The sequence below is a fragment of the Mycobacterium sp. SMC-4 genome (genome assembly GCF_025263265.1).
GTDB lineage: Bacteria > Actinomycetota > Actinomycetes > Mycobacteriales > Mycobacteriaceae > Mycobacterium.
Window position 1 is genome coordinate 4900817 of sequence record NZ_CP079869.1, and the last position, 22828, is coordinate 4923644.

The following is a 22828-nucleotide window of genomic DNA, read 5'->3' on the forward strand; positions in this document are numbered from 1 at the left end:
GATTCGATGCACATCCTCGTCGTCGGGATTGTCGGGCTGGCGCTGTTGGGCGGGACCCTCCGGACGTTTGTGGCCGGCACACCGGATATCGCGACGGCAGCCACCGTGTTCTGTGGAATCTTCGTGCAGGCGCTGCCGTTCCTGGCGCTCGGCGTGGTCATCAGCGGTGCGATAGCGGCCTATGTGACTCCGGATCGGTTGGCTCGCTGGCTCCCTCGCCGACCGGGTGCCGCGATCGTGGCCGCCGGCGTCAGCGGGGTGGCGCTGCCGGGCTGCGAATGCGGTTCGGTGCCGATCGCCCGTCGGCTGTTCGGTCAAGGCGCCGTCGGTGCTGCGGCCCTGACATTCATGCTCGCCGCACCGGCCATCAACCCGATCGTGCTGGTCTCCACCGCTGTCGCGTTTCCCGGTGAGCCCGCCATGGTGGCGGCGCGCTGCGCAGCCTCACTGCTGACTGCGATCACCATGGGCGTGTTGTGGGCCCGCTTCGGTCAGCCGCGCTGGATCACCCGGCATGTGCCGCGCGCACAAGCGCACGGTGACTCGAAGTTCACCGTTTTCACCGAAGCTGCCCGGCATGATTTTCTGCAGGCCTCTTCATTCCTGGTGGTCGGCGCGCTGGCCGCCGCAGCGCTGCACGTGCTGGTGCCGGCGTGGGTCTATGACCATCTGGCCGGTCAGCTGCTGCTGGGCATCGTGGTGATGGCGGTCCTGGCGGTGGTGCTCGCGTTGTGCTCGGAAGCCGACGCTTTCGTCGCTGCCAGCCTGTCGATGCTTCCGCTGCTGCCCCGCCTGGTGTTCCTGGTCGTCGGGCCGGCTGTCGACATCAAGCTTTTCGCGATGCAGGCGGGAATGTTCGGCCGGGCCTTCGCCGTTCGCTTCGCCCCGGTGACTTTCCTGGTGGCCACCCTGATGGCCACCGGCGTCGGGCTGTTGGTGCTGGGTAACCGATGAAACGGGAAACCGAGAATGCGCTGCTGCTGCTGGTAGGCGTCTGTACGGCGATCATCACCGCCACCGGTGCCTACACCCGCTATGTCAAACCGTCGCTGCTGCCCTGGCTGGTCGCCTCGGCGGTGTTGCTGATCGGTCTGGCACTCGTCTCCATCGTGCGCGACATCAGAAGCGGACCGCAGGAGCACGGTGACCACGCACATCATTCCGGCGTGCTCTGGCTGCTCATCGTGCCCGTCGCATTGTTGGGGTTCGTGGTTCCACCCGCCATCGGCCCCCTGACCGCGCGACCTGCGGTCGTCGAGGTTTCCACTGATGTGCTGCGCCGGCCGTTTCCGCCGCTTCCCGACGAGCGGGCCCCTGAACTCGCGCTGCCCGAGGTGCTCATCCGCGTCGCCCAGGACTCGGCCGGAACCCTCGATGACAAGCTGGTCAGCGTCATCGGCTTCACGATCCACGACGAGGGCCGCGTCGACCTCGGCCGGGTGGTGATCCTGTGCTGCGCCGCCGACGCCCAACTGGCCCGGATGGTGCTCGACGGCCCGGCGGCCCATGCTGCCGCACGCTTGCCGGACGGGACCTGGGTGCGCGTCGAGGGCACCGTTCCGACCGGACAGGCCGATTCTTCGCGCCGGACGGTCCCCCGGATGCAGGTCACCTCGGTGACCGAGATCGAACCGCCCGACCTTCCCTACAGCTACTGAGCACCCCTGGTCGGCGCATCGACACGCTCGGGGTGACGCGGTACGGTGGTCGCCGTCCTTAATGAAAACGATTGTCGATAGGCTGTGGATATGCGGACTCCGGTGCTTCTCGTCGCCGGCCAGGAACTCACCGACGCGCTGTGCGAGGTGCTGGTGGGCACTGCGGGCACCGTCGTGGTCACCCACCGTTTCACCGGCCACGTGGTCATCCGCGGTGTCACGATCCGTCGCGGCGAGCAGGTGGACATCTCGGAGTGGCCGCTGGAGCTGAGCAACTGCTGCGTCGGCTGCACCAGTCGAGACGACCTGCTGGTCCTGCTACGCCGGCTGCATCGCCGCGACGACGTCGACCGCATCGTCGTCCATCTCGACAAGTGGCTGGAGCCCGAACCGGTCTGCTGGGCGATCAACAACGTCGACGTTCACGTCGGACCGGGCTACCTCGACGGCCCGGCCGCCCAGGATGTGCGCATCGAAGCCGTGGTGAGCACGGTGAACACCGAGCAATGGCTGGCCCAGGCCGTCGGCGACGACGTCCTCGACGACGACCGCACCGAAGCCCAGGTCGTCGTCGCCCAAGCCGAGTTCGCCGACCTGCTGGTCTTGACCGACACCGACTCCAAGACCCTCGCGGTGCTGAACCGGTTGGCCCCACGAGCACGATTCATGATCGACGTCGACAACGTCGAGACCGCCCTGACCGAACTCGCACCGGACGCCCGGCGAGGCAACGATCACAGTCCGCACGAGCACCTGCTGGCCGGCCGGCCGCCGCTGGACGCCCACGGCGACGTGGCGATCGTGGAGTTCAACGCATCCCGGCCTTTCCACCCGCTGCGTCTGCACCTGGCGATCGACGATCTGCTCGACGGCGTGGTGCGCGTGCGCGGCCGCGCCTGGCTGGCCAGCCAGCCTGACACCGTGATCTGGATCGAATCCGCCGGCGGTGGTCTGCGGGTGGCACACGCCGGCCAGTGGCTGGCCACCATGGACCCCGACGCGTGGGCAGAGGACCCGGAGCGGGTGGCGCTGGCAAGCATGCGGTGGGACGAACAGTTCGGTGACCGCCACATCGCCATGACCGTGCTGGTCTGCGGTGCAGACCCGGACACCATTTTCCGGTCCCTGAGCCGGGCCCTGCTCACCGACGAAGAGCTGTCCCGGCCGCTGGAGTGGCCGGGCTACGAAGACCCGTTCCAGGAGTGGCACGAGGATCCGTGCGAGGACCTCGACAAGGTCGACGAATCACGGCCCGACGGAAGCGAGTTCGGGTTCTCCTGATCTCGCCGCGCCACCATCCGGGCCCGTTCGCCCGGCGTGGTGGCACCCCAGATCCCGTGCGGCTCACGCGTTTCCAACGCATGCATCAGACACTGGCGGCGCACGGTGCAGTTCAGGCAGATCTGTTTCGCGCGTTCCTCCCAGGCGGCCCGACCGGCGCCGCGGTGCTGTTCGGACACGAAGAACAGATCGGTGGGCAGATCCAGGCACCGCGCATGCCGGCGCCATCGCCACGTCTGCGCGTGCGCGAACCGACCCGCACCGTTCACTCGGCGTTGCCCGGACGCGATCCGTAGCGGCGGCGGAACTTCTCAACCTGACCCGCAGCGTCGACGATCCGCCGACTACCGGTCCAGAAGGGGTGCGAATCCGAGGTCACCTCGACGACCACCAGCGGGTATTGCACGACGCCGGCGGGGGTCTGCCAATCGATGGTCCGGTCGCTGGTCATCGTCGAACGGGTCAGAAAAGTGGCCCCGGTGGTGGCGTCCTGAAAAACGACGGGGTGGTAGTCAGGGTGAATGCCCGGTTTCATGTCGCCTCCAGAAATAGTTATTGAAAATCATTTCCATTAGTACCCGATCGGGGAACCTGGTGGCAAGGTCCTCGCATTAGGCTGGCGGGGGTGGACACCCCGACCGTCGACCTCAACGCCGACCTTGGCGAGGGATTCGGTGTGTGGCAGATCGGCGACGACGACGCCATGCTCGACATCGTCACCAGCGCCAATGTGGCATGCGGATTCCACGCCGGAGACGCGGCGACGCTGGCCCGGACCTGCCGGTCCGCCAGCGAGCGCGGGGTACGCATCGGGGCCCAGGTCGGCTACCGCGATCTCGCCGGATTCGGCCGTCGGTTCATCGACATCGAACCCGATGAACTGATTGCCGACGTGATCTACCAGATCGGTGCCCTGCAGGCACTGGCGCGCGCCGCCGGTTCGACGGTGACCTACGTCAAACCACATGGCGCCCTGTACAACGCGATCGTCGACCACCAGGAACAGGCCGAGGCCGTCGCCACCGCCGTGCACGCGACCGATCCGGGTCTGGCAGTGCTGGGCCTGGCCGGTTCGGCCTTCCTGGGCTGCGCACAGCGGCTGGGCTTGCGCACCTTCTCCGAAGCCTTCGCCGACCGCGCCTACCGGCCCGACGGCCGGCTGGTGTCACGACGTGAGCCCGGCGCGGTACTCACCGACGCCGAGCAGATCAGTCACCGGGTGGCGTCGATGGTCCGAGACGGCACCGTCACCGCCATCGACGGATCCACCATCGACATTCACGTCGAATCGGTGTGCGTACACGGCGATTCACCCGGTGCGGTGCGGATCGCCGAGGCGGTGCGGCGCCGGCTGATCCACGACGGGGTCGTGGTGGCGCCGTTCGGTTGAGCGTCGGGCAAGATGTGCGTCGATGTCTTCTTCCTTGCGTGACGTGCTGGCCACCCTCACGCTGCAGCGCGCCGGCGACAGTCTGTTCGTCGGCGAGCAGTTGCCCGCCCCGTTCAACCACATTCTCGGTGGCCACATCTCGGCGCAGGCATTGCTGGCCGCCGGCCTGACAGCCCCCGATCGCCGGGCCCACAGCATGCACACTTACTTCCTGCGGCCAGGTGACGCCCGCCGCCCGGTCGATTTCGACGTCGTCGTGCTGCAGGAAGGACGGACGTTTTCCGCACGCCGGGTGACCGCACGCCAGGACGGCGAGGTGCTGCTGGAGGCGATGGCGTCGTTCAAGCACGAGACCGCCGACGAAACGCTCTATCAGCCGCAGATGCCCAAGGTCAGCGCACCGGAGTCGCTGCCCACCAGCGCGTCGCATTCGGCCGAGGACGTCGAGGAAGGCCGCGGTCGGTGGGCCAGCCTGCGCTGGTTCGAACGGCGCATCGTCTGCACCGACGCCGGACCGCCGGCGAACTCGCAGATCTGGTGGCGTCCCGACGGTGACATCCCCAACGACCCTGCCCTCCACACCTCGCTGGTGGCCTACCTCTCGGCGGTGACGCTGACCGAGCCCGCGTTCGCGGCGCGCGGCGCGCTGGGCGCCTCGGCACAGCGCGACCATTCGGTGTGGTTTCACCGCCCGGCGCAGCTGTCGGACTGGATGCTCTACGACCAGAGCTCGCCGAGCAGCGTGGACCGGGTCGCACTGGCCAGCGGACGGATGTACAACCGCAACGGCGAGCTGGTGTGCACCGTGGGCCAGGAGATGTACTTTCCGTGATTCTGCGCCGGCCCGATCTGGGCGCCTATGCAGAACGCTTCGACGTGCCCGCCGCGACCGCCGAATCCCCGGTGACGGTGTCGTGGGCGGGAGTCACGACACTGCTCATCGACGACGGCCACTCCGCGGTACTGACCGATGGATTCTTCTCCCGGCCAAGCCTTTTGACCGTGGCCACGCGTCGGCTGCGGTCGTCCCCGGAGCGGATCCGAACGGCGCTGCGGCAACTCGGGATCGATCGGCTCGACGCGGTCACGCCGGTGCACACCCACTTCGACCATGCGCTGGACAGCGCGGCGGTAGCCGAACGCACCGGAGCCCGGTTGTTCGGCGGCGACTCGGCAGCCAACATCGGCCGCGGCCGTGGCTTGGCCGACGTCGTGGTGGTGACGCCAGGTCACCCCGAGACGGCAGGCAACTACGATCTGACGTTCATCGAGGGTGCGCACTGTCCGCCCGACCGATTTCCCGGACCCATCACCACCCCGGTGCGGCCCCCCGCACGGGTCTGGGCCTACCGCTGCGGTGAGGCCTGGTCGACGCTGGTACACCACCGACGGACCGGCCGGCGGCTGCTGATCGTCGGCAGCGCCGGATTCGTCCCCGGTGCGTTGGCCGGGCAGCGCGCCGAGGTGGTGTACCTCGGGGTCGGTCAACTCGGGCTGCAACCGCCCGACTACCTGACCGCCTACTGGGATCAGACCGTGCGCATGGTCGGCGCCCGCCGGGTGGTGCTGATCCACTGGGACGACTTCTTTCGACCGCTACACAAGCCGTTGCGGGCTTTGCCGCGGGGCGTCGACGACCTCGATGCGTCGATGCGGGTGCTGATCGGCCTGGCCGAGCAGGATGACGTCGCACTGCACCTGCCGACACTGTGGCAGCGCAGCGATCCATGGCGCTGATCGTCGCGATCGCCGCTCTGGTCGCGGTGCTCGCCTTCGCGCTGGTTCGCCCGCGCGGATGGCCCGAGGCCGTGGTTGCCGTCCCGGCCGCGGGTGCGGTCATCGCCGTCGGAGCGGTGTCCTGGGACGACGCCGTGGCCCAGGTCAGCAGTCTGGCACCGGTCGTCGGATTCCTGGCTGCCATCCTGGTGCTGGCCCGACTCTGTGACGACGAGGGACTGTTCGGTGCCGCGGGAGCTTTCATGGCCCGGGCCACCTCCGGAAGCCAACCCCGCCTCCTGGCCTCGGTGTTCGCGGTGGCCGCCGTGGTGACCGCGGTACTGAGCCTGGATGCCACCGTGGTGCTGCTGACGCCAGTGGTGCTGGCCACGGCCCGGATGCTGCGGGTGCCACCGCGCGCACATGCCTACGCCACCGCGCATCTGGCCAACAGCGCATCGCTGCTGCTGCCGGTGTCGAATCTGACCAACCTGCTGGCTTTCACCGCCGCGGGCCTGTCGTTCCTGCAGTTCGCCGCGGCGATGACGCTGCCATGGCTGATCGCCATCGCTGTTGAATTCGTACTGCTGCGTTGGCTTTTCGCCGCCGACCTGACTGTCGCCCCGCACCGGGTGTCACCTGTCGACCCGGTCCGGATACCCCGCTTCGCCGTCGTGGTGCTCGCGCTGACCCTGGTCGGGTTCGTCGTGACGTCGGCGGCCGGTCTGTCGCCGGGATGGGCGGCACTGGCCGGTGCGCTGGTGCTCGGCGTCCACAGCCTGAGCACCCACCGCAGCACCGTGCCCCGAATCGTGGCCGCGCTGGATCTGCCGTTCCTGGCATTTGTGCTGTGCCTGGGCGTGGTGGTCGACGCCGCGATGCGCAACGGTTTGGAACCGGCGATGCAACAGGTGATCCCGGACGGGGACGGCCTGCTGACCTTGCTGGCGATCGCCGCAGTCGCAGCGGTGCTGTCCAACGTCGTCAACAACCTGCCCGCGGTGTTGGTGATGTTGCCACTGGTCGGCACAGCCGGACCGGTCGCCGTGCTCGCAGTGCTGATCGGCGTCAACGTCGGCGCCAACCTGACCTATCTCGGGTCCCTGGCGAACCTGTTGTGGCGCAGGGTGGTTCGCCGCGAGATCGGCGCCACGCACGGCATCGGTTTCGTCGAGTTCAGCCGGGTCGGGCTGTGTACCACGCCGGTGGTGCTGGTCGCCGCGGTGGCCGGTCTGTGGGCGGGCAGCCGGCTACTCGGGCTCTAGGAGCGGCGCTGACGGGCGATCTCGGCGAGCACCACCCCCGCGGCAACCGAAGCGTTGAGCGACTCGGTGGGCCCGGCCATCGGGATCGACACGACCGCGTCGCAGTTCTGCCGAACCAGCCGTGACAGCCCCTTGCCCTCGGATCCCACCACGACGACCATCGGTCCGGTGCCGTCGAGGTCGTCGAGGACGGTGTCACCGTCGGCGTCGAGCCCGACAAGCTGCAAACCGGCATCGGCGCACTGTTTGAGTGTCCGGTTGAGATTGGTCGCCCGCGCCACCGGAACCCGGGCAGCCGCACCGGCACTGGTGCGCCACGCCACCGCAGTGACCGAAGCCGAGCGACGCTGCGGGATCAGCACGCCGTGTCCACCGAACGCCGCAACCGACCGCACGATCGCGCCGAGATTACGCGGATCGGAGATGTTGTCCAGCGCCACCATCAGCGCCGGACTGGCATCGCGCCGAGCTTCGGCGAGCAGATCATCAGGATGGGCGTAGTCGTACGGCGGGACTTGCAACGCGATGCCCTGATGCATGCCGTTGGCCGCGATGCGGTCCAGATCGTGGCGCGGCACCTCCAGGATCGAAATCCCCTTGTCGGCCGCCAGCTGCACCGACTCGGTCAGCCGTTCGTCGGCGTCGGTGCCCAGTGCGACGTAGAGCGCGGTGGCCGGAATACCGGCCCGCAGACATTCGATGACGGGGTTGCGGCCGAGCACGATCTCGGTCTCGTCGGACTTCTTGGGGCGTCCCTGCTGCTGGCGGGCCGCCTTGGCGGCACGTTTGGCGGCCGGATGTTGCGGGCGCATGTGTGCCGGCGGCGTCGCACCGCGACCCTCCAGCCCGCGCCGCCGCACCCCGCCCGAACCCACGGTGGGCCCCTTCTTGGTGCCCTCTTTGCGCACCGCGCCGCGGCGCTTCGAATTACCGGCCATTACTTGTCCGATCCGTCGAGCAGGGCCCACTGCGGACCGTCTGCTGTGTCGGTGACCTCGATGCCGGCATGCTTGAGGCGATCCCGGATGGCGTCTGCTTCCGCCCAGTCGCGGCGGGCCCGGGCGTCTTCGCGGCGTTTGACCTCAGCGTGGACCAGGACGTCGACAGCCGCCAAAGCAGCCGATGTCTCGTCGCGCGACTCCCACCGCTCGTCGAGCGGATCCGCGCCCAGGATTCCCATCATCGACCGGATCGACATCGCGTGGGTCAGCGCGGTGTCGTGGTCGCCCGCGTCGAGGGCACGATTGCCTTCAGCGCGTGCGGCGTGCACCTCGGCCAGCGCGATCGGCACCGACAGGTCATCGTCGAGGGCCGCACCGAACGTCGGCGTCCACTGTCCCGGCACCACCGCGCCCACCCGAGTGCGGACCCGGTGCAGGAAATCCTCGATGCCGGAGTACGCGCGGGCCGCGTCCTGCAACGCGGTCTCGGAGAATTCCAGCATCGACCGGTAGTGCGCGCTGCCCAGGTAGTACCGCAATTCGGCGGCGCGGACCCGCTGCAACACCGCCGGGATGGCCAGCACATTGCCCAGCGACTTGCTCATCTTCTCCCCACCCATGGTGACCCAGCCGTTGTGCAGCCAGAACCGGGCGAAACCGTCCCCTGCGCCGCAGGCCTGGGCGATCTCGTTCTCGTGGTGAGGAAACACCAGGTCCATGCCCCCGGCATGGATGTCGAACTCGGCGCCCAGGTAGGCCTCGCACATCGCCACGCATTCGGTGTGCCAGCCGGGCCGGCCGCGCCCCCACGGTGTCGGCCAGGACGGCTCGCCCGGTTTGGCGGCCTTCCACAGCGTGAAGTCACGCTCGTCGCGCTTGCCCTTGGCGACACCCTCGCCTTGATGCACATCGTCGATCCGGTGGCCCGAGAGCTTGCCGTAGTCCGGCAGGCTCAGGACGTCGAAGTAGACGTCACCCGCCCCGGCACCGGTGCCTGGGTAGGCGTGGCCACGTTCGATCAGGCGCTCGATCAGTTCCACCATCTGGGTAATGTGGCCGGTGGCCCGGGGTTCCGCCGACGGCGGCAACACGCCCAGCGCGTCGTAGGCCGCTGAGAAAGCCCGTTCGTAGGTGGCCGCCCACTCCCACCACGGCCGGCCCGCATCGGCGGCCTTGGTCAGGATCTTGTCGTCGATGTCGGTCACGTTGCGGATGAACGCGACATCGAGGCCCTTGGCGGACAGCCACCGGCGCAACACGTCGAATGCGACGCCGCTGCGCACGTGCCCGATGTGTGGGAGGCCCTGCACGGTCGCGCCGCACAGATAGATCGATGCGTGCCCGGGACGTAGCGGGACGAAGTCACGCAAGGCACCCGCCATGGTGTCGTATAGCCGCATTCCTGTGGCGGGGCCGTCGGTCACGACGTGCCAGCTTACCGACACTATTGGTCGGCGATGACCAGTGCCGTGGCCACGGCGGCCAGGCCCTCGCCTCGGCCGGTCAGGCCGAGTCCGTCGGTGGTGGTCGCCGACACCGACACCGGCGCGTCGACCAGTGCGGAGAGCACCCGCTCGGCCTCGACGCGACGCGGGCCAACCTTGGGTCGATTGCCGATCACCTGGACAGCGGCGTTACCGACCCGGAATCGGTGGTCGGTGAGCAGACTGTGGACGTGGCGCAGCATGTCCGCGCCGCTGACACCGCGCCACCGGGGTTGATCGGTACCGAAGACGCCGCCGATGTCGCCCAACCCGGCAGCCGAAAGCAGGGCGTCGCACAGGGCGTGCGCGGCGACGTCTCCGTCCGAGTGGCCGGCACAGCCGTCGGCCCCGTCGAAAAGCAGACAGAGCAACCAGCACGGCCGGCCGGCTTCGATCGGGTGGACATCGGTGCCCAGCCCGATTCTGGGTAGCACGGTCAGGATGCGGCGGCCAGGACCTCGTCGAGGATGGTCGACGCCTTCGCGTCGTCGGTGTTCTCCGCCAGCGCGAGCTCACCGACCAGGATCTGGCGGGCCTTGGCGAGCATCCGCTTCTCCCCGGCAGACAGGCCGCGCTCCTGATCCCGTCGCCACAGGTCGCGGACGACCTCGGCAACCTTGTTCACATCACCGGAGGCCAGCTTCTCGAGATTGGCCTTGTACCGGCGCGACCAGTTGGTCGGCTCCTCGGTGTGGGGTGCCCGCAGCACCTGGAAAACCTTGTCGAGACCCTCCTGCCCGACCACGTCACGCACGCCGACATACTCCGCATTGTCGGCAGGTACCCGAACGGTGAGATCGCCCTGTGCAACCTTCAAGACGAGGTATTCCTTCTGCTCGCCTTTAATGGTCCGGGTTTCGATCGCCTCGATCAACGCAGCACCGTGGTGTGGATAGACGACGGTGTCTCCGACCTTGAAAATCATCAGTTTCGAGCCCCTTTCACCCCTTGATGTTAACACGCGCCGCCGTCGGGTGCGGATCAACGATGCAGGTCAGGGGCCCAGTCAGGCGATACTAGGGGTTGACACACCGCAGAATCCGTGCAAGGCGGAGCCGGCTTCGGCCCTGCGCTACCGCCGGGAATCGACACCTACTACTGTGCATAGTCGAACCACAGCAACCGGCACGCGAGTCGCCTTGTCCGCCGAGCAGGAGGCCTTTCGACAGTGATCCCCAAGAAACGGCGCACCCGTCTGGCCGGCCGGTCCGCCGCCGTGCTGGCTGCCGGTGGTGTGGTGCTCTCGGCCGCGCTCAGCGGCTGCGGGGCCGGGCAGATCTCGCAGACGGCCACCCAAGAAGCCGCGATCAACGGCGTCAACGGCGATCTCGGCGAGATCGCGCTGCGCAACGTGCACATCTTCGCCACCCAGACCACCGCGCAGATCCAGCCGGGCCGCGACGTCGAGCTGGTCTTGGTGGTCACCAACCAGTCGTCCGACACCGCAGACAGGCTGGTGTCGGTGACATCCGACATCGGTGAGGTCGACGTGTCCGGCGACGGCGAGGTACCCGCCGGTGGCGTGCTGGTCATCGGCACCCCGGACGGACAGCCCACGCCGCTGTCGGCCGTCGAGCCGGCCGAGACCGCACAGGCGAGCATCGCGTTGGAGCGGCCCATCACCAACGGCCTGACCTACGAGTTCACCTTCTCGTTCGAGCGGGCCGGCGACGCGGTGCTCAACGTGCCCATCTCGGCCGGCGAAGCACCCCGCCGGGACTTCGAGGCCGGCACCGGCCCGCCCGGCGGGCACTGACCGAGGCCTGCGCCGCGCCTGACCGGATCTGTCGGCACCGCCGGTTACGGTCAGCGGGTGGCCAGGGCTGTTTCGAAAGTTCGTTCGCAATACCGGTGCTCCGAGTGCCACCACGTCACGCCGAAATGGGTGGGCCGGTGCCCGGAATGCGGAACTTGGGGCACCGTCGACGAAGTCGCGCTGAGCGCGGTCGGCGGTTCGGCCACCCGGCGCGTGGTGGCCCCCACCTCCCCCGCCGTGCCGATCAGCTCGATCGACCCGGGGCACACGCGACACGTCCACACCGGAATCAGCGAACTCGACCGGGTGCTCGGGGGCGGCGTGGTACCCGGCTCGGTGACGCTCCTGGCCGGTGATCCGGGGGTCGGGAAATCGACGCTGCTGCTCGAGGTCGCGCATCGCTGGGCGCTGTCGGGCCGGCGCGCGCTGTACCTGTCCGGTGAGGAGTCCGCCGGACAGATCCGGCTACGCGCCGAGCGCACCGGTTGTACCCATGACGAGGTGTACCTGGCCGCCGAAGCCGATCTGCAGACCGCGCTCGGACACATCGAGGCGGTCCGACCCTCGCTGGTCATCGTGGACTCGGTGCAGACCCTGTCGACAACCGAAGCCGACGGCGTCACCGGAGGTGTCACGCAGGTGCGCGCGGTGACCACAGCACTGACCATGACCGCCAAGACCGCACCGCCGCCGGGTATCGCGATGCTGCTGGTGGGTCACGTCACCAAGGACGGTGCGATCGCCGGGCCGCGTTCCCTGGAACACCTCGTCGATGTGGTGCTGCACTTCGAAGGCGACCGGGCTTCGGCGTTGAGGTTGGTCCGGGGCGTCAAGAACCGTTTCGGCGCCGCCGATGAGGTCGGGTGTTTCCTGTTGCACGACAACGGAATCGAAGGCGTATCCGATCCGTCCGGCCTGTTCCTCGACCAGCGCCCCAAACCGGTGTCGGGCACCGCGGTCACCGTGACCCTCGACGGCAAGCGCCCGATGATCGGCGAGGTGCAGGCACTGATCGGAGCCCCAGCCAGCGGCACCCCGCGCCGAGCCGTCAGCGGGATCGACTCGGCGCGGGCCGCGATGATCACCGCCGTTTTGGAGAAGCGGGCCCGGCTTCCCGTCGGGACCAACGACATCTACTTGTCCACGGTGGGTGGGATGCGGCTGACCGACTCCTCGTCGGACCTGGCCGTGGCGCTGGCGATCGCCTCGGCCTACATCGACCTGGCGCTGCCGGCCACCGCGGTCGCGATCGGGGAGGTCGGTCTGGCGGGTGACCTACGCCGGGTCACCGGCATGGACCGACGGCTCGCCGAGGCCGCACGGCTGGGGTTCACCACCGCGATCGTGCCCGCCGGAGTGGTCAAACCGCCGGCCGGACTGCGCACCGTCGCGGCCGACGACATCACCTCGGCATTGCAGGCGCTGCGCCGGATCGGCCAGAATGACGCGAGCTGAGGCGAGCCGGGACCGGCCGGCGCGAACCGATCGTGGAGACAAGATGGCCGTGAAGTCGTCGACAAGCCGCACCGCACGCACGGTGGTGCCGATGACCCGGCCCACACTGCGGGAAACGATCGCCCGGCTGGCCCCCGGAACCGAACTCCGTGACGGCCTGGAACGCATTCTGCGCGGCCGCACGGGTGCGTTGATCCTCATCGGCTACGACGACAGCGTCGAGGCGATCTGCGACGGCGGATTCGAGCTCGACGTGCGCTACGCACCGACCAGGTTGCGTGAGCTGTCCAAGATGGACGGCGCGGTCGTGCTCAGCAGCGACGGCAGCAGGATTCTGCGGGCCAACGTTCAGCTGGTGCCCGACCCGTCGATACCCACCGAAGAATCCGGCACTCGGCACCGCTCTGCCGAGCGCACCGCCATCCAGACCGGCTACCCGGTGATCTCGGTCAGCCACTCGATGAGCATCGTGACCGTCTACGTCGCCGGGGAACGCCACGTGGTGCCGGACTCAGCCACCATCCTGTCGCGCGCCAACCAGACCATCGCCACCCTGGAGCGCTACAAGACCCGCCTCGACGAGGTGAGCCGGCAGCTCTCGACCGCAGAGATCGAGGACTTCGTGACGCTGCGCGACGTCATGACGGTCGTCCAGCGCCTGGAGATGGTGCGCCGCATCAGCCTGGAGATCGACGCCCATGTCGTGGAGCTCGGCACCGACGGTCGTCAGCTCAAGCTGCAACTCGACGAGCTCGTCGGGGACAACGACACCGAGCGCGAACTGATCGTGCGCGACTATCACGCCAACCCCGATCCGCCGACGGCCGCGCAGGTTGTCGCCACCCTGGAGGAACTCGACACGCTCTCGGACAACGAGCTGCTCGACTTCACGGCGCTGGCGAGAGTGTTCGGCTACCCGTCGACGGCAGAAGCCCAGGACTCGGCGATGAGCTCGCGCGGCTACCGGGCGATGGCAGGCATCCCACGACTGCAGTTCGCACACGTCGACCTGCTGGTGCGCAACTTCGGATCACTGCAAGGCCTGCTGGCCGCCAGCGCCAGCGATCTGCAATCCGTGGAGGGCATCGGCTCGATGTGGGCCCGCCACATCCGCGAGGGTCTGTCGCAGCTGGCCGAATCGACGATCGCCGACCGGCTCGCCTGACTCAGCCGACCGGACCCGGAACCGGCATGTGCGGCGCCCCGTCGGCCGGCGGCGGCGCCTGGGCATCAGCCAACATGAAGGGCACCGTGGCCGACCGGAGATTGCCGAGCTGGACGACGAGGTTGTAGGTGCCGGCGCCGATCGGCTGGCGCGGCAGCGGGCAGTTCGGAGCCGAACTCATGCCCGTCCAGGTCACCTCGGTGGTGACCTGCTCGCCGGGCTGGAACGTCTTGATCAGCGTCTCGTTGGACGGCGCGCAGTCCAGGTTGCTCCACAGCCGCTGGTTGTCCAGCGAGTAGACGTAGGCCGCCAACACCGCGGCACCGACGTCGCGCTGGCAGGCGACCAGGCCGATGTTGGTGACCACCATGGTGAACTTCGGCTGGTCCCCCACCACGTACTGAGGTTCGTTGGTGATGCCCTTGACCGCCAGCGTGGAGTCGGGGCAGTCGTCGCCCTCTCGCAGGATCGGCGCCGGCACCACCGCGGCGGTCGGGGTCGGCGTGGGCGGTGGGGCCTGCTGGGCGGGCGGCTGGATCGGCGACTTGACCTCGGGGTCCTCGCCGGGCAGCGGCGGCGGAGCGACCTCGCCGTTGGGCGCGGGCGCTTCATTGGCGGTGGGCTGCTCGTTGCTGGTGCTGTTGGAGACGACGACCGCGATGACCGCCGCGATGATCCCGATGACGAGCACCGCGACACCGAGCGCCAGCGCCCGGCGTCGCCAGTAGATCTGGGTGGGCAGCGGGCCCTGCGGTTCTAGATCCAGCACGTCACCACGGTAAAGCCAGGTCATGCCGCATTGTCCGAGGCGGACCGGCGTGTCGCCGCCCGAGCTGTCAGTCCTCGCCGATGTCGCCGATGTGGTCGCGCAGTTGCACCTGCCCGTCGGAGAGATGGTAGGTCAGCCCGACGATCGCGACGTCGCCGGCCAAGACGGCCTGGTTGATCACCGTCGACCGGCTCAACAGCTGCTTGCCGGTCTCTGTGACGTGCCTGGCCTCGAACTCGTCGACCCGGGTCAGCCCGTCGCGACGACCCATCAGGATCGACGGGGTGACGCGTTCCACGACGTCACGGATGTACCCGTCGGGCACCGAACCTTGGTCGAGCGCCGAGATGGTCGCCCCGACCGCGCCGCAGCTGTCGTGGCCGAGAACCACGATCAGTGGCACCCCGAGCACCGCCACTCCGTACTCGATCGATCCGAGCACCGCGCTGTCGATGACGTGCCCGGCGGTGCGCACCACGAACATGTCACCGAGCCCTTGATCGAAGATGATCTCTGCGGCGACGCGGCTGTCGGAGCACCCGAACACGATGGCCGTCGGCTTCTGCGCCGCGGCCAGACTGGCGCGGTGCTCGATGCTCTGGCTGGGATGCTCGGCCTTGCCCGCCACGAAGCGCTCGTTACCCTCTCTGAGTGCTTTCCAGGCGGTCAGTGGGCTGGTGTTGGGCATATTCGTCATTGTGCACGAATGCGCCCCGATGATCGATCCCGAGGAGCTGATCACCTGGTATGACCGCGCGCAGCGCGACCTGCCCTGGCGGCGACCCGAGGTTTCGGCGTGGCAGATCCTGGTCAGCGAGTTCATGCTGCAGCAGACGCCGGTCGCCCGCGTCGAGCCGATCTGGCTGGACTGGGTGGCCCGGTGGCCGACCCCGTCTGCGACCGCCGCCGCCGGGCCCGCCGATGTGCTGCGGGCGTGGGGCAAGCTCGGCTATCCGCGCCGGGCCAAACGGCTCCACGAGTGCGCCACGGTGATCGCCACCGAGCACGGTGACGTGGTGCCCGACGACGTCGACACCCTGCTGTCACTGCCCGGGATCGGGACCTACACCGCCCGCGCCGTGGCGTGCTTCGCCTACCGCCAGCGGGTTCCGGTGGTCGACACCAACGTCCGCAGGGTGGTGGCGCGGGTCGTGCACGGGCGCCACGACGCCGGCCCGGCATCGGTGCGCGACCTCGCCGACGTCGAGGCACTGCTGCCGAAAGACGAATCCGCCCCGGTCTTTTCGATTGCGCTGATGGAGCTGGGCGCCACTGTGTGCACGGCCCGTGGTCCCCGATGCGGCGTCTGCCCGCTGCGCCATTGCGCCTGGCGCGCAGCGGGTTTCCCGGCCGGCACCGGCGCGGCCAAACGCGTCCAGCGTTACGCCGGCACCGATCGTCAGGCCCGCGGCCGGCTGCTGGATGTGTTGCGGGCCAGTACGACTCCGGTCACCCGCGAGCAACTGGACCTGGCCTGGACCGTCGACGCCGCCCAGCGTGACCGCGCGCTGGGCTCGCTGCTCACCGACGGATTGATCGAGCAGACCCCGGCCGGGTTGTTCGCGCTGTGCGGCGAGGGTGAACGCTAAGCCGATTCGGCGCACTCGGCTTCGGCGCTGACCGCCGCGAATCGTCGGCGGTAGTCCGACGGCGTCACCCCGATGACGCGACGGAAGTGATGGCGCAACAGCGTCGCGGTGCCGAATCCGCTCTGTTCGGCAATGCGGTCGATGTCGAGCCTGGTTGCCTCCAGCAGACGCCGGGCGAACAGCACCCGTTGATCGGTGACCCACTGCATCGGGGTGCGGCCGGTTTCCTCGACGAACCGGCGGGCGAAGGTTCGGCTGGACATGTGCGCGCGCCGCGCCAGCGTGTTCACCGTGTGCGGCTTGTCCAGATTGGCCAGGATCCAATCGAGTTGCGGTGCAAAATGATCCGAACGGCGCATCGGGATCGGCTGCTCGATGTACTGCCGCTGCCCGCCGTCTCGATGCGGGGGCACCACCATCCGGCGCGCGATCTTGTTGGTGACCTCACTGCCCATCTCCCGGCGCACCAGGTGCAGACAGGCGTCGATGCCGGCCGCGGTCCCGGCACTGGTGATCAGGTTCCCGTCGTCGACGTAGAGCACGTTGCGGTCGACCTTGGCCGTCGGGTAGCGCCGGGCCAATTCGTCGGCGTGCATCCAGTGGGTGGTGCAGGGCCGCCCGTCGAGCAGGCCCGCAGCGCCTGCCACGAACGCACCCGAACACACCGTCAAGATGGTCGAGCCCGTCGCAGCGGCCTGCCGCACGGCGTCGAGCGCGGCGGGCAGATAATCGTTTGAGCCGATCGCCGGGATAGCGACCAGGTCCGCACCGATCAGGTCATCGAGGCCGTGATCGGGGATGAGGGTGGCGCCCACCGAGGTCCGAAGCTGTCCGCCCGGTTCTGGCCCGCACACTTTGAATTCGAAGTTCGGCACGCCATCGGCGGAACGATCGATGCCGAACACCTCACAGATCACACCGAACTCGAAGACCGCGACGCCGTCGAGCACCAGCGCCGAGACGCTCCTTATCGCCATGGCGGTATCTTAACGGCACGTGCCGGTGCTGCCACTTGATTTCCTTACGCGTGACGGGTCCAACGTCGTGAGGAACGCCTGCACGGCATGCCGATATTTCCCTGGGGCATCGTCGTGGATCAGATGACCGGCGTCGGGAACGCGGACGTAGGTGGCCCGCTGCCCGGCCTGCTCGGCCATCGTCTGCATCTGCCCCGCCGGCGCCACCGAGTTGCCCGCCTCCAGCAGCAGCACCGGCGCCGGCACCGCCTGCCACTGCGCCCAGTAGTCGCGCACCCCCCACTGCGCTGCGATCTCGATCCACTTATGCGGATCACCGTGCAGGCGCCACCCGGTCGTCGTGCGGTCGAAGGCTTCCAGAAAGTAGCGTCCCGCAACCGGGCCGAACTCCTGATAGACCTGTTCGGCCGCGGTGAACTCGACCGGCAGCGCATGCAGCCACGGCTCCCAGGGCCCGGTGGTGCGGCCCCGGAAATCCGGTGCCATATCCTCGACGACGACGGCGTCCACCAGTTCTGGGTACGCCGCGGCCAGACACCACGAATGCAAGGCCCCCATCGAGTGGCCGATCATGGTGGCCGGTTCACCGAGATCGGCCACCGCGTTGCGCAGATCCTCGACGAACCGTTCCGTATTGACCGGGTGCTCGTCGCGTACCTCCCGTCCGCGGTGCCACGGCGCATCGTAGGTGTACACCCGCCCCAGCTCGGTCAGCCACGGCAACTGGCGCGACCAGGTGGAGCCGCGTCCCATCAGACCGTGCACCAGCACCAGCGGGCGGCCGGTGCCACCCCGGGCGGTCAACAGCTGCATAGGCTCATCATGGGCGATGGCCACGTCCGCGACACCCGGTAGCCTGAGAACCATGGCTGTTGTCAAGATCAACGCAATCGAGGTCCCGCCCAACGCCGGGCCCGAGTTGGAGAAGCGGTTTGCCCACCGCGCTCACGCGGTCGACAACCAACCCGGCTTCCTGGGCTTCCAGCTGCTGCGCCCGGTCAAGGGCGAGGACCGCTATTTCGTGGTGACACAGTGGGAGTCCGACGAGGCCTTCCAGGCCTGGGCGAACGGGCCCGCGGTCGAGGCACACGCCGGCGAGCGCAAGAACCCCGTGGCCACCGGCGCATCGCTGCTGGAGTTCGAGGTCGTGCTCGACGTTGCCGGGACCGACAACACGGGCTAGGGCGGGGACGCGACATCGCGCGGCCACGAAATTGGCCGCGCTGGCACTCGTCGCGGTCCTCGCCGGTGGGTGCACCGCCACCAGGACGGCGCCGGCCGACGGCGCCTACGGCGTGCCCATCGCGATCAACACCCCGCAGGGTCTGCGCGCCAAGCAGACCATGGACATGCTCAACAGCGACTGGCCGATCGGTGAGGTCGGTATCCGCACTCTGGCCGCCCCGGAGGTCGTCGAACATGTGGGCGTCACGCTGGACCGGATGTGGTGGGACCGCCCCTTCACCGTCACCGACGTCGACATCGGCGCAGGCAACGCCACCCTGCGGATCACCACGTCCTACGGGGTCGAGCAGAGCATCGACCTGCGCACCGACGACTCCAGCCTGGTCGACCGGTTCGCGGTCAGTCTGGTCAAGCCGGTCATCGAGCAGTTCTCCGACGTCGACGCCCAGCTGACCGACTCCGGCGCCCGATACTCCTACCAGGTCGCCAGGGTCGTCGACGGCCGGTGCGAGAAGGTGGCCGGCACCAACACAGACCTGTCGCTGCCGCTGGCCTCCATCTTCAAGCTCTACGTGCTGCTGGCGGTCGCCGAAGCGGTCAAAACCGGCGACGCACACTGGAACGACTCGCTGACGATCACCGCGAAAGCCAAGGCCGTCGGGTCCTCCGGGTTCGACCACCTGCCCCCTGGCGCCACCCTCACTGTCCGGCAGGCCGCCCAGCAGATGATCTCGGCCAGCGACAACATGGCCACCGATCTGCTCATCGGCCACCTTGGCCCCGGCGCTGTGGAGCGCGCGCTGGTGCTCGCCGGCCACCACGACCCGGCCAGCATGACGCCGTTCCCGACCATGCACCAGCTGTTCTCGGTCGGCTGGGGTAAGCCCGACGTGCGCGAACAGTGGAAACAGGCCTCGCCGCAAAAGCGCGCCCAGCTGCTTCAGCAGACCACCACCCGGCCCTACGAGCCGGACCCGGAACGCACCCACATGCCGGCCTCTGACATCGGCGCGGAGTGGTACGGCAGCGCCTCGGACATCTGCCGCCTGCACGCGGCGCTGCAGAAGGCAGCGGTGGGCGAGGCCGCTCCGGTCGTCGACGTCCTCTCGGCGGTCCCCGGCATCGACCTGGACCGCACCATCTGGCCCTACATCGGCGCCAAGGCCGGCAATCTGCCCGGCGATCTGACCTTCAGCTGGTATGCCGTCGACCGGACCGGGCAGCCGTGGGTGGTCAGCATGCAGTCCAATTGGCCGCAGTACCGCAGCCAGACCGCCGCGGCATGGCTGCTGTCGATGGCTGAGCAGATGTTCGCTCTCGTTCAACCCTGACCGTCCCGGGAGAGTACGCTCCACCTGCTGCGGTGTACGGGAACCCGGTGTGAGACCGGGGCGGCCCTCGCCACTGTGAACGGGGAGCCGGTGTCCTCCATGCCACTGCCCGCGCTCGACGCGCGGGTGGGAAGGCGGATACCGGCGCACCGGGCCCCTGAAGGGTGAGCCGGTGGATCCGTGAGCCAGGAGACCGGCCGTGGCACCGACACACGATGCCCACGAGGTGCTGGGCAGAAAGGCACGGCTATATACATGCACATCGCAGAGGGTTTCCTGCCCCCGGCGCACGCGTTGGCCTGGACCATCGCGGCGGCGCCGTTCGTCGTCCACGGGGCCAGACAGGTCGTCGTCACCGTCAAGCGCCACCCGTCGTCGGGTCCGCTGCTGGCAGCGGTCGGCGCGTTCTCCTTCGTCATGTCGGCGATCAAGTTGCCGTCGGTGACGGGCTCGAGTTCGCACCCGACCGGGACCGGGCTCGGCACGGCGATATTCAGACCACCGGTGATGGCCTTCCTCGGCACGGTGGTGCTGCTGTTCCAGGCACTACTGCTGGCGCACGGCGGAATCACCACCCTGGGCGCCAACGCGTTCTCGATGGCGATCGCGGGTCCGTGGGCCGGCTTCGCCGTGTTCTTCGCGCTGCGCAGAGCCGGGGTCGGTGTGCTGCCGGCGGTGTTCGCCCTGGCGTTCGTGGCCGACCTGGTCACCTACGTCGTCACCAGCATCCAACTGGCGCTGGCGTTCCCGGCCGCCGAAGGCGGCATCGCCGAAAGCCTGGTCGAATTCATGGGGGTGTTCGCGATCACCCAGGTTCCGCTGGCGATCGTCGAAGGCCTCATCACCGTGGGGGTCGTGCGTGTGCTCATGCAGGTCGCGTCGTCGGAGCTGCTGAGCCTGGGATTTCTCAAGGGCCAGGAGGTGCCCACCGGCGCCGGCGACGAACACAACGGCTCCGAGCGAGAGGTCATCGACCGATGAGTGAACGTCGTAAAAGCTCTGCGGCCCTGCTGGTTTCGGTACTGCTCGGCCTCGCCGCGGTGATTGCCGTGGGCTCCCTGCTCCTGGGTTACGCGCGCGATTCGGACGCCGAATTCGGCGGCGCTGACGGCCAGGCTGAAGAGGTGATCACCGAACTGCACGAAGATTACGAGCCGTGGTTCTCCCCGCTGGTCGGCGAACTGCCTGGCGAGGTCGAGTCCGGTCTGTTCGCGCTGCAGGCCGGAATCGGTGGCATCGTGCTCGGCGGTGCGATCGGGTGGTACGCCGGTCGCAACCGCGGCCGCAGCGAGGCGAGCGAAAAGGACCGCGGCAGCGACTGAGTCGCACCGGTGAACCCCCTCGACCTCAGCGCGGCACGCAATCGGTGGTCAGGTCACCCGGCGGCGGAGAAGCTCGGGCTCTATGGCGGGCTGCTGCTGTGCGCGATGCTATTGCCACCCCGGACCGGCGCACCGCTGGTGCTGCTGGCCGTCGTGGTGGCCACACTGGCCCTGGCCCGGGTCCCGGCACGCATCTTCTGGCTGGCGTTACTGGGTCCGGTCGTGTTCATCGCGCTGGGGTCGATTCCGATCGCCGTGAGCCTGCGCGGAGGACCGCATCTGGAGCCCGGCGGGGTGGACCTGGCGATCGACACGTCGCTGCGGGCCATCGCCGCGTCCTCGGCGACGATCGGTCTGGCGATGACGACGCTGATGGCAGACCTGCTCGAGCTGGCCCGCAGGGCCGGTGTGCCGGCTTCCCTGTGCCACGTCGCCGATTTGACCTACCGACTGGTGGGCATCTTGTTCCGGTCGGCCTGGACAGCACGGGAGGCGGTCGGACTGCGCCTTGGTCTGCGGGGGCCGCGGGACGCGATCGCGGTGCTCGGCACCCAGTCCGCGCTGATCTTCGTGCGCGGGACCGAACGCGCGCGGGCCATGTCGGAGGCGATGGCGCTGCGTGCCGAACCCGGCAGGACCGCGGTGCTCACCGCAGACCGACCGCTACGTCCGGCCAGGCTGGCCGCCACCGCAGCGACGCTGGCCATGATCGCCACGGTTTCTCTGCTGACCTGGAGGATGTGCAAGGGTGCGTGACGAGACCGTGGTCCTGGGACTGCGCAACGTCGGTTTCGGCTACCCGCGGGGACCGCGGGTACTCGACGGCGTGGACCTGTCGCTACGGGCGGGTGAGCGAATCACGTTGCTGGGGGCCAACGGCTCCGGCAAGACGACGTTGCTACGGATCCTGGTGGGCTTGACGAAGCCGACCACCGGCGCGGTGTATCTGGACGGCGCGGCGCTGACCGGTTCACGGGCCGATCGCACCCGCCTGCGCACCCGGGTACAGATGGTGCTGCAGGAACCCGACGACCAGATCGTGGGCGCGACCGTGCGGGCCGACGTCTCGTTCGGCCCGGCCAATCTCGGCCTGACCCGGACCCAGGTTCAGGCTCGGGTCAATGCGGCGATGGCCGCGCTGGACATCACCGACCTCGCCGAGCGCACACCCAACCACCTGTCGTTCGGTCAGCGTAAGCGGGTCGCAATCGCCGGTGCGGTGGCAATGCACCCGCGGGTGCTGCTGCTCGACGAGGCGACCGCGGGCCTGGATCCGCGGGCGGTCCAGGACCTCCTGGCCACCCTGACCGCACTGTCGGAGAGCGGTACCACGGTCGTGCTGGCCACCCACGACGTCGACACCGCGTGGACCTGGTCGCAGGAAACCCTGGTGCTGCGCGACCGATCGGTGCAGCGCGGACCCACTCACGACCTGCTGGTCGACGATGAGTTGCTCACCGGTGCGCGCCTCACCCTCGCCTGGGGGGCGGCGGTGTCACGCAAACTGCACCGGACGGTGCTGCGACCCGACGAGATCTGACGCG

General features: G+C 68.7%; 27 protein-coding genes and 1 riboswitch. Of the genes, 17 read left to right on the plus strand and 10 right to left on the minus strand.

Translation table 11 applies throughout. From position 1 onward, the window contains the following. Positions 1-6: 6 nt before the first annotated feature. From KXD98_RS23355 to mrf, 3 genes are all read left to right on the plus strand, one after another. Positions 7-954: a permease gene (locus tag KXD98_RS23355; protein WP_260765369.1), complete on the plus strand. Its 948-nt coding sequence runs from the start codon at positions 7-9 to the stop codon at positions 952-954. After that, complete coding sequence (locus KXD98_RS23360; RefSeq protein WP_260760716.1) at positions 951-1658, plus strand: TIGR03943 family putative permease subunit; 708 nt, start codon at positions 951-953, stop codon at positions 1656-1658. The genes KXD98_RS23355 and KXD98_RS23360 overlap by 4 nt, the downstream gene beginning before the upstream one ends. Positions 1659-1748: 90 nt before the next feature. After that, a complete protein-coding gene (mrf, locus tag KXD98_RS23365; protein ID WP_260760717.1) occupies positions 1749-2939 on the plus strand; it encodes a ribosome hibernation factor-recruiting GTPase MRF in 1191 nt (396 codons plus the stop codon). Here mrf and KXD98_RS23370 read toward each other — a convergent pair. Then, positions 2840-3208 (minus strand): WhiB family transcriptional regulator, encoded by a 369-nt coding sequence (locus tag KXD98_RS23370; protein ID WP_313901252.1) that lies wholly within the window; start codon positions 3206-3208, stop codon positions 2840-2842. The genes mrf and KXD98_RS23370 overlap by 100 nt on opposite strands. After that, the gene (locus tag KXD98_RS23375) at positions 3205-3474 is read right to left on the minus strand and encodes a type B 50S ribosomal protein L31 (RefSeq protein WP_260760718.1); all 270 of its coding nucleotides are present in this window, start codon (positions 3472-3474) and stop codon (positions 3205-3207) included. Before KXD98_RS23375 ends, KXD98_RS23370 begins: the two co-directional genes overlap by 4 nt. A 90-nt stretch (positions 3475-3564) precedes the next feature. Between KXD98_RS23375 and KXD98_RS23380 the strand changes: the two genes are divergently transcribed. The 4 genes from KXD98_RS23380 to KXD98_RS23395 are packed head-to-tail and all read left to right on the plus strand — an operon-like array spanning position 3565 to position 7310. Then, complete coding sequence (locus KXD98_RS23380; RefSeq protein WP_260760719.1) at positions 3565-4329, plus strand: LamB/YcsF family protein; 765 nt, start codon at positions 3565-3567, stop codon at positions 4327-4329. Between the two features lie 22 nt (positions 4330-4351). Then, on the plus strand, positions 4352-5161 hold the full coding sequence (locus KXD98_RS23385; RefSeq protein WP_260760720.1) for an acyl-CoA thioesterase II: 810 nt from the start codon (positions 4352-4354) through the stop codon (positions 5159-5161). Further along, complete coding sequence (locus tag KXD98_RS23390) at positions 5158-6066, plus strand: MBL fold metallo-hydrolase (protein WP_260760721.1); 909 nt, start codon at positions 5158-5160, stop codon at positions 6064-6066. Before KXD98_RS23385 ends, KXD98_RS23390 begins: the two co-directional genes overlap by 4 nt. After that, on the plus strand, positions 6057-7310 hold the full coding sequence (locus tag KXD98_RS23395; protein ID WP_260760722.1) for an SLC13 family permease: 1254 nt from the start codon (positions 6057-6059) through the stop codon (positions 7308-7310). Before KXD98_RS23390 ends, KXD98_RS23395 begins: the two co-directional genes overlap by 10 nt. Here KXD98_RS23395 and rlmB read toward each other — a convergent pair. From rlmB to carD, 4 genes are read right to left on the minus strand one after another with little or no spacing between them, the layout of a single operon-like run. Then, on the minus strand, positions 7307-8248 hold the full coding sequence (gene rlmB / locus KXD98_RS23400; protein ID WP_260760723.1) for a 23S rRNA (guanosine(2251)-2'-O)-methyltransferase RlmB: 942 nt from the start codon (positions 8246-8248) through the stop codon (positions 7307-7309). The two genes, KXD98_RS23395 and rlmB, sit on opposite strands and share 4 nt — an antisense overlap. Further along, positions 8248-9651 (minus strand): cysteine--tRNA ligase, encoded by a 1404-nt coding sequence (gene cysS, locus KXD98_RS23405; protein WP_260765371.1) that lies wholly within the window; start codon positions 9649-9651, stop codon positions 8248-8250. Before cysS ends, rlmB begins: the two co-directional genes overlap by 1 nt. Before the next feature lie 44 nt (positions 9652-9695). Next, on the minus strand, positions 9696-10175 hold the full coding sequence (ispF, locus tag KXD98_RS23410; RefSeq protein WP_260765372.1) for a 2-C-methyl-D-erythritol 2,4-cyclodiphosphate synthase: 480 nt from the start codon (positions 10173-10175) through the stop codon (positions 9696-9698). Continuing rightward, positions 10172-10660 carry an RNA polymerase-binding transcription factor CarD gene (gene carD, locus KXD98_RS23415; protein WP_011892341.1) on the minus strand — a complete coding sequence of 163 codons (489 nt, stop codon included), beginning with the start codon at positions 10658-10660 and terminating at the stop codon, positions 10172-10174. The genes ispF and carD overlap by 4 nt, the downstream gene beginning before the upstream one ends. Before the next feature lie 243 nt (positions 10661-10903). Between carD and KXD98_RS23420 the strand changes: the two genes are divergently transcribed. The 3 genes from KXD98_RS23420 to disA all read left to right on the plus strand — a co-directional run bounded on the left by KXD98_RS23420 (position 10904) and on the right by disA (position 14111). Further along, entirely contained in the window at positions 10904-11491 is a 588-nt protein-coding gene (locus tag KXD98_RS23420; RefSeq protein ID WP_260760724.1) for a hypothetical protein, read from the plus strand. Positions 11492-11548: 57 nt separating this feature from the next. Next, positions 11549-12946, plus strand: a complete 1398-nt coding sequence (radA, locus tag KXD98_RS23425) for a DNA repair protein RadA (RefSeq protein WP_260760725.1) — start codon at positions 11549-11551, stop codon at positions 12944-12946. A gap of 82 nt (positions 12947-13028) precedes the next feature. Further along, the gene (gene disA, locus KXD98_RS23430; RefSeq protein ID WP_260765373.1) at positions 13029-14111 is read left to right on the plus strand and encodes a DNA integrity scanning diadenylate cyclase DisA; all 1083 of its coding nucleotides are present in this window, start codon (positions 13029-13031) and stop codon (positions 14109-14111) included. A gap of 1 nt (position 14112) precedes the next feature. On the opposite strand, the gene KXD98_RS23435 is transcribed toward disA, so the two are convergent. After that, positions 14113-14880 carry a hypothetical protein gene (locus KXD98_RS23435; protein WP_260760726.1) on the minus strand — a complete coding sequence of 256 codons (768 nt, stop codon included), beginning with the start codon at positions 14878-14880 and terminating at the stop codon, positions 14113-14115. 67 nt (positions 14881-14947) lie between these two features. After that, positions 14948-15568: a carbonic anhydrase gene (locus KXD98_RS23440; protein WP_260760727.1), complete on the minus strand. Its 621-nt coding sequence runs from the start codon at positions 15566-15568 to the stop codon at positions 14948-14950. Positions 15569-15596: 28 nt separating this feature from the next. On the opposite strand from KXD98_RS23440, the gene KXD98_RS23445 reads away from it, so the two are divergent. Then, positions 15597-16469 carry an A/G-specific adenine glycosylase gene (locus KXD98_RS23445; protein WP_260760728.1) on the plus strand — a complete coding sequence of 291 codons (873 nt, stop codon included), beginning with the start codon at positions 15597-15599 and terminating at the stop codon, positions 16467-16469. Here KXD98_RS23445 and KXD98_RS23450 read toward each other — a convergent pair. Further along, the gene (locus KXD98_RS23450; protein ID WP_260760729.1) at positions 16466-17446 is read right to left on the minus strand and encodes a helix-turn-helix domain-containing protein; all 981 of its coding nucleotides are present in this window, start codon (positions 17444-17446) and stop codon (positions 16466-16468) included. The genes KXD98_RS23445 and KXD98_RS23450 overlap by 4 nt on opposite strands. 9 nt (positions 17447-17455) lie before the next feature. Further along, positions 17456-18259: an alpha/beta fold hydrolase gene (locus tag KXD98_RS23455; RefSeq protein WP_260760730.1), complete on the minus strand. Its 804-nt coding sequence runs from the start codon at positions 18257-18259 to the stop codon at positions 17456-17458. A gap of 52 nt (positions 18260-18311) precedes the next feature. On the opposite strand from KXD98_RS23455, the gene mhuD reads away from it, so the two are divergent. The 6 genes from mhuD to KXD98_RS23485 all read left to right on the plus strand — a co-directional run bounded on the left by mhuD (position 18312) and on the right by KXD98_RS23485 (position 22824). Further along, on the plus strand, positions 18312-18629 hold the full coding sequence (mhuD, locus tag KXD98_RS23460; protein ID WP_260760731.1) for a mycobilin-forming heme oxygenase MhuD: 318 nt from the start codon (positions 18312-18314) through the stop codon (positions 18627-18629). Then, entirely contained in the window at positions 18604-19962 is a 1359-nt protein-coding gene (locus tag KXD98_RS23465) for a serine hydrolase (protein ID WP_396881915.1), read from the plus strand. The genes mhuD and KXD98_RS23465 overlap by 26 nt, the downstream gene beginning before the upstream one ends. Positions 19963-19975: 13 nt before the next feature. Further along, positions 19976-20179: riboswitch (cobalamin riboswitch) on the plus strand. Positions 20180-20217: 38 nt separating this feature from the next. After that, entirely contained in the window at positions 20218-20943 is a 726-nt protein-coding gene (locus KXD98_RS23470) for an energy-coupling factor ABC transporter permease (protein ID WP_260760733.1), read from the plus strand. Next, a complete protein-coding gene (locus tag KXD98_RS23475; RefSeq protein WP_260760734.1) occupies positions 20940-21284 on the plus strand; it encodes an energy-coupling factor ABC transporter substrate-binding protein in 345 nt (114 codons plus the stop codon). The genes KXD98_RS23470 and KXD98_RS23475 overlap by 4 nt, the downstream gene beginning before the upstream one ends. Positions 21285-21293: 9 nt before the next feature. Next, positions 21294-22040 carry a CbiQ family ECF transporter T component gene (locus tag KXD98_RS23480; RefSeq protein WP_260760735.1) on the plus strand — a complete coding sequence of 249 codons (747 nt, stop codon included), beginning with the start codon at positions 21294-21296 and terminating at the stop codon, positions 22038-22040. Continuing rightward, the gene (locus tag KXD98_RS23485; protein WP_260760736.1) at positions 22033-22824 is read left to right on the plus strand and encodes an energy-coupling factor ABC transporter ATP-binding protein; all 792 of its coding nucleotides are present in this window, start codon (positions 22033-22035) and stop codon (positions 22822-22824) included. The genes KXD98_RS23480 and KXD98_RS23485 overlap by 8 nt, the downstream gene beginning before the upstream one ends. Positions 22825-22828: the final 4 nt, after the last annotated feature.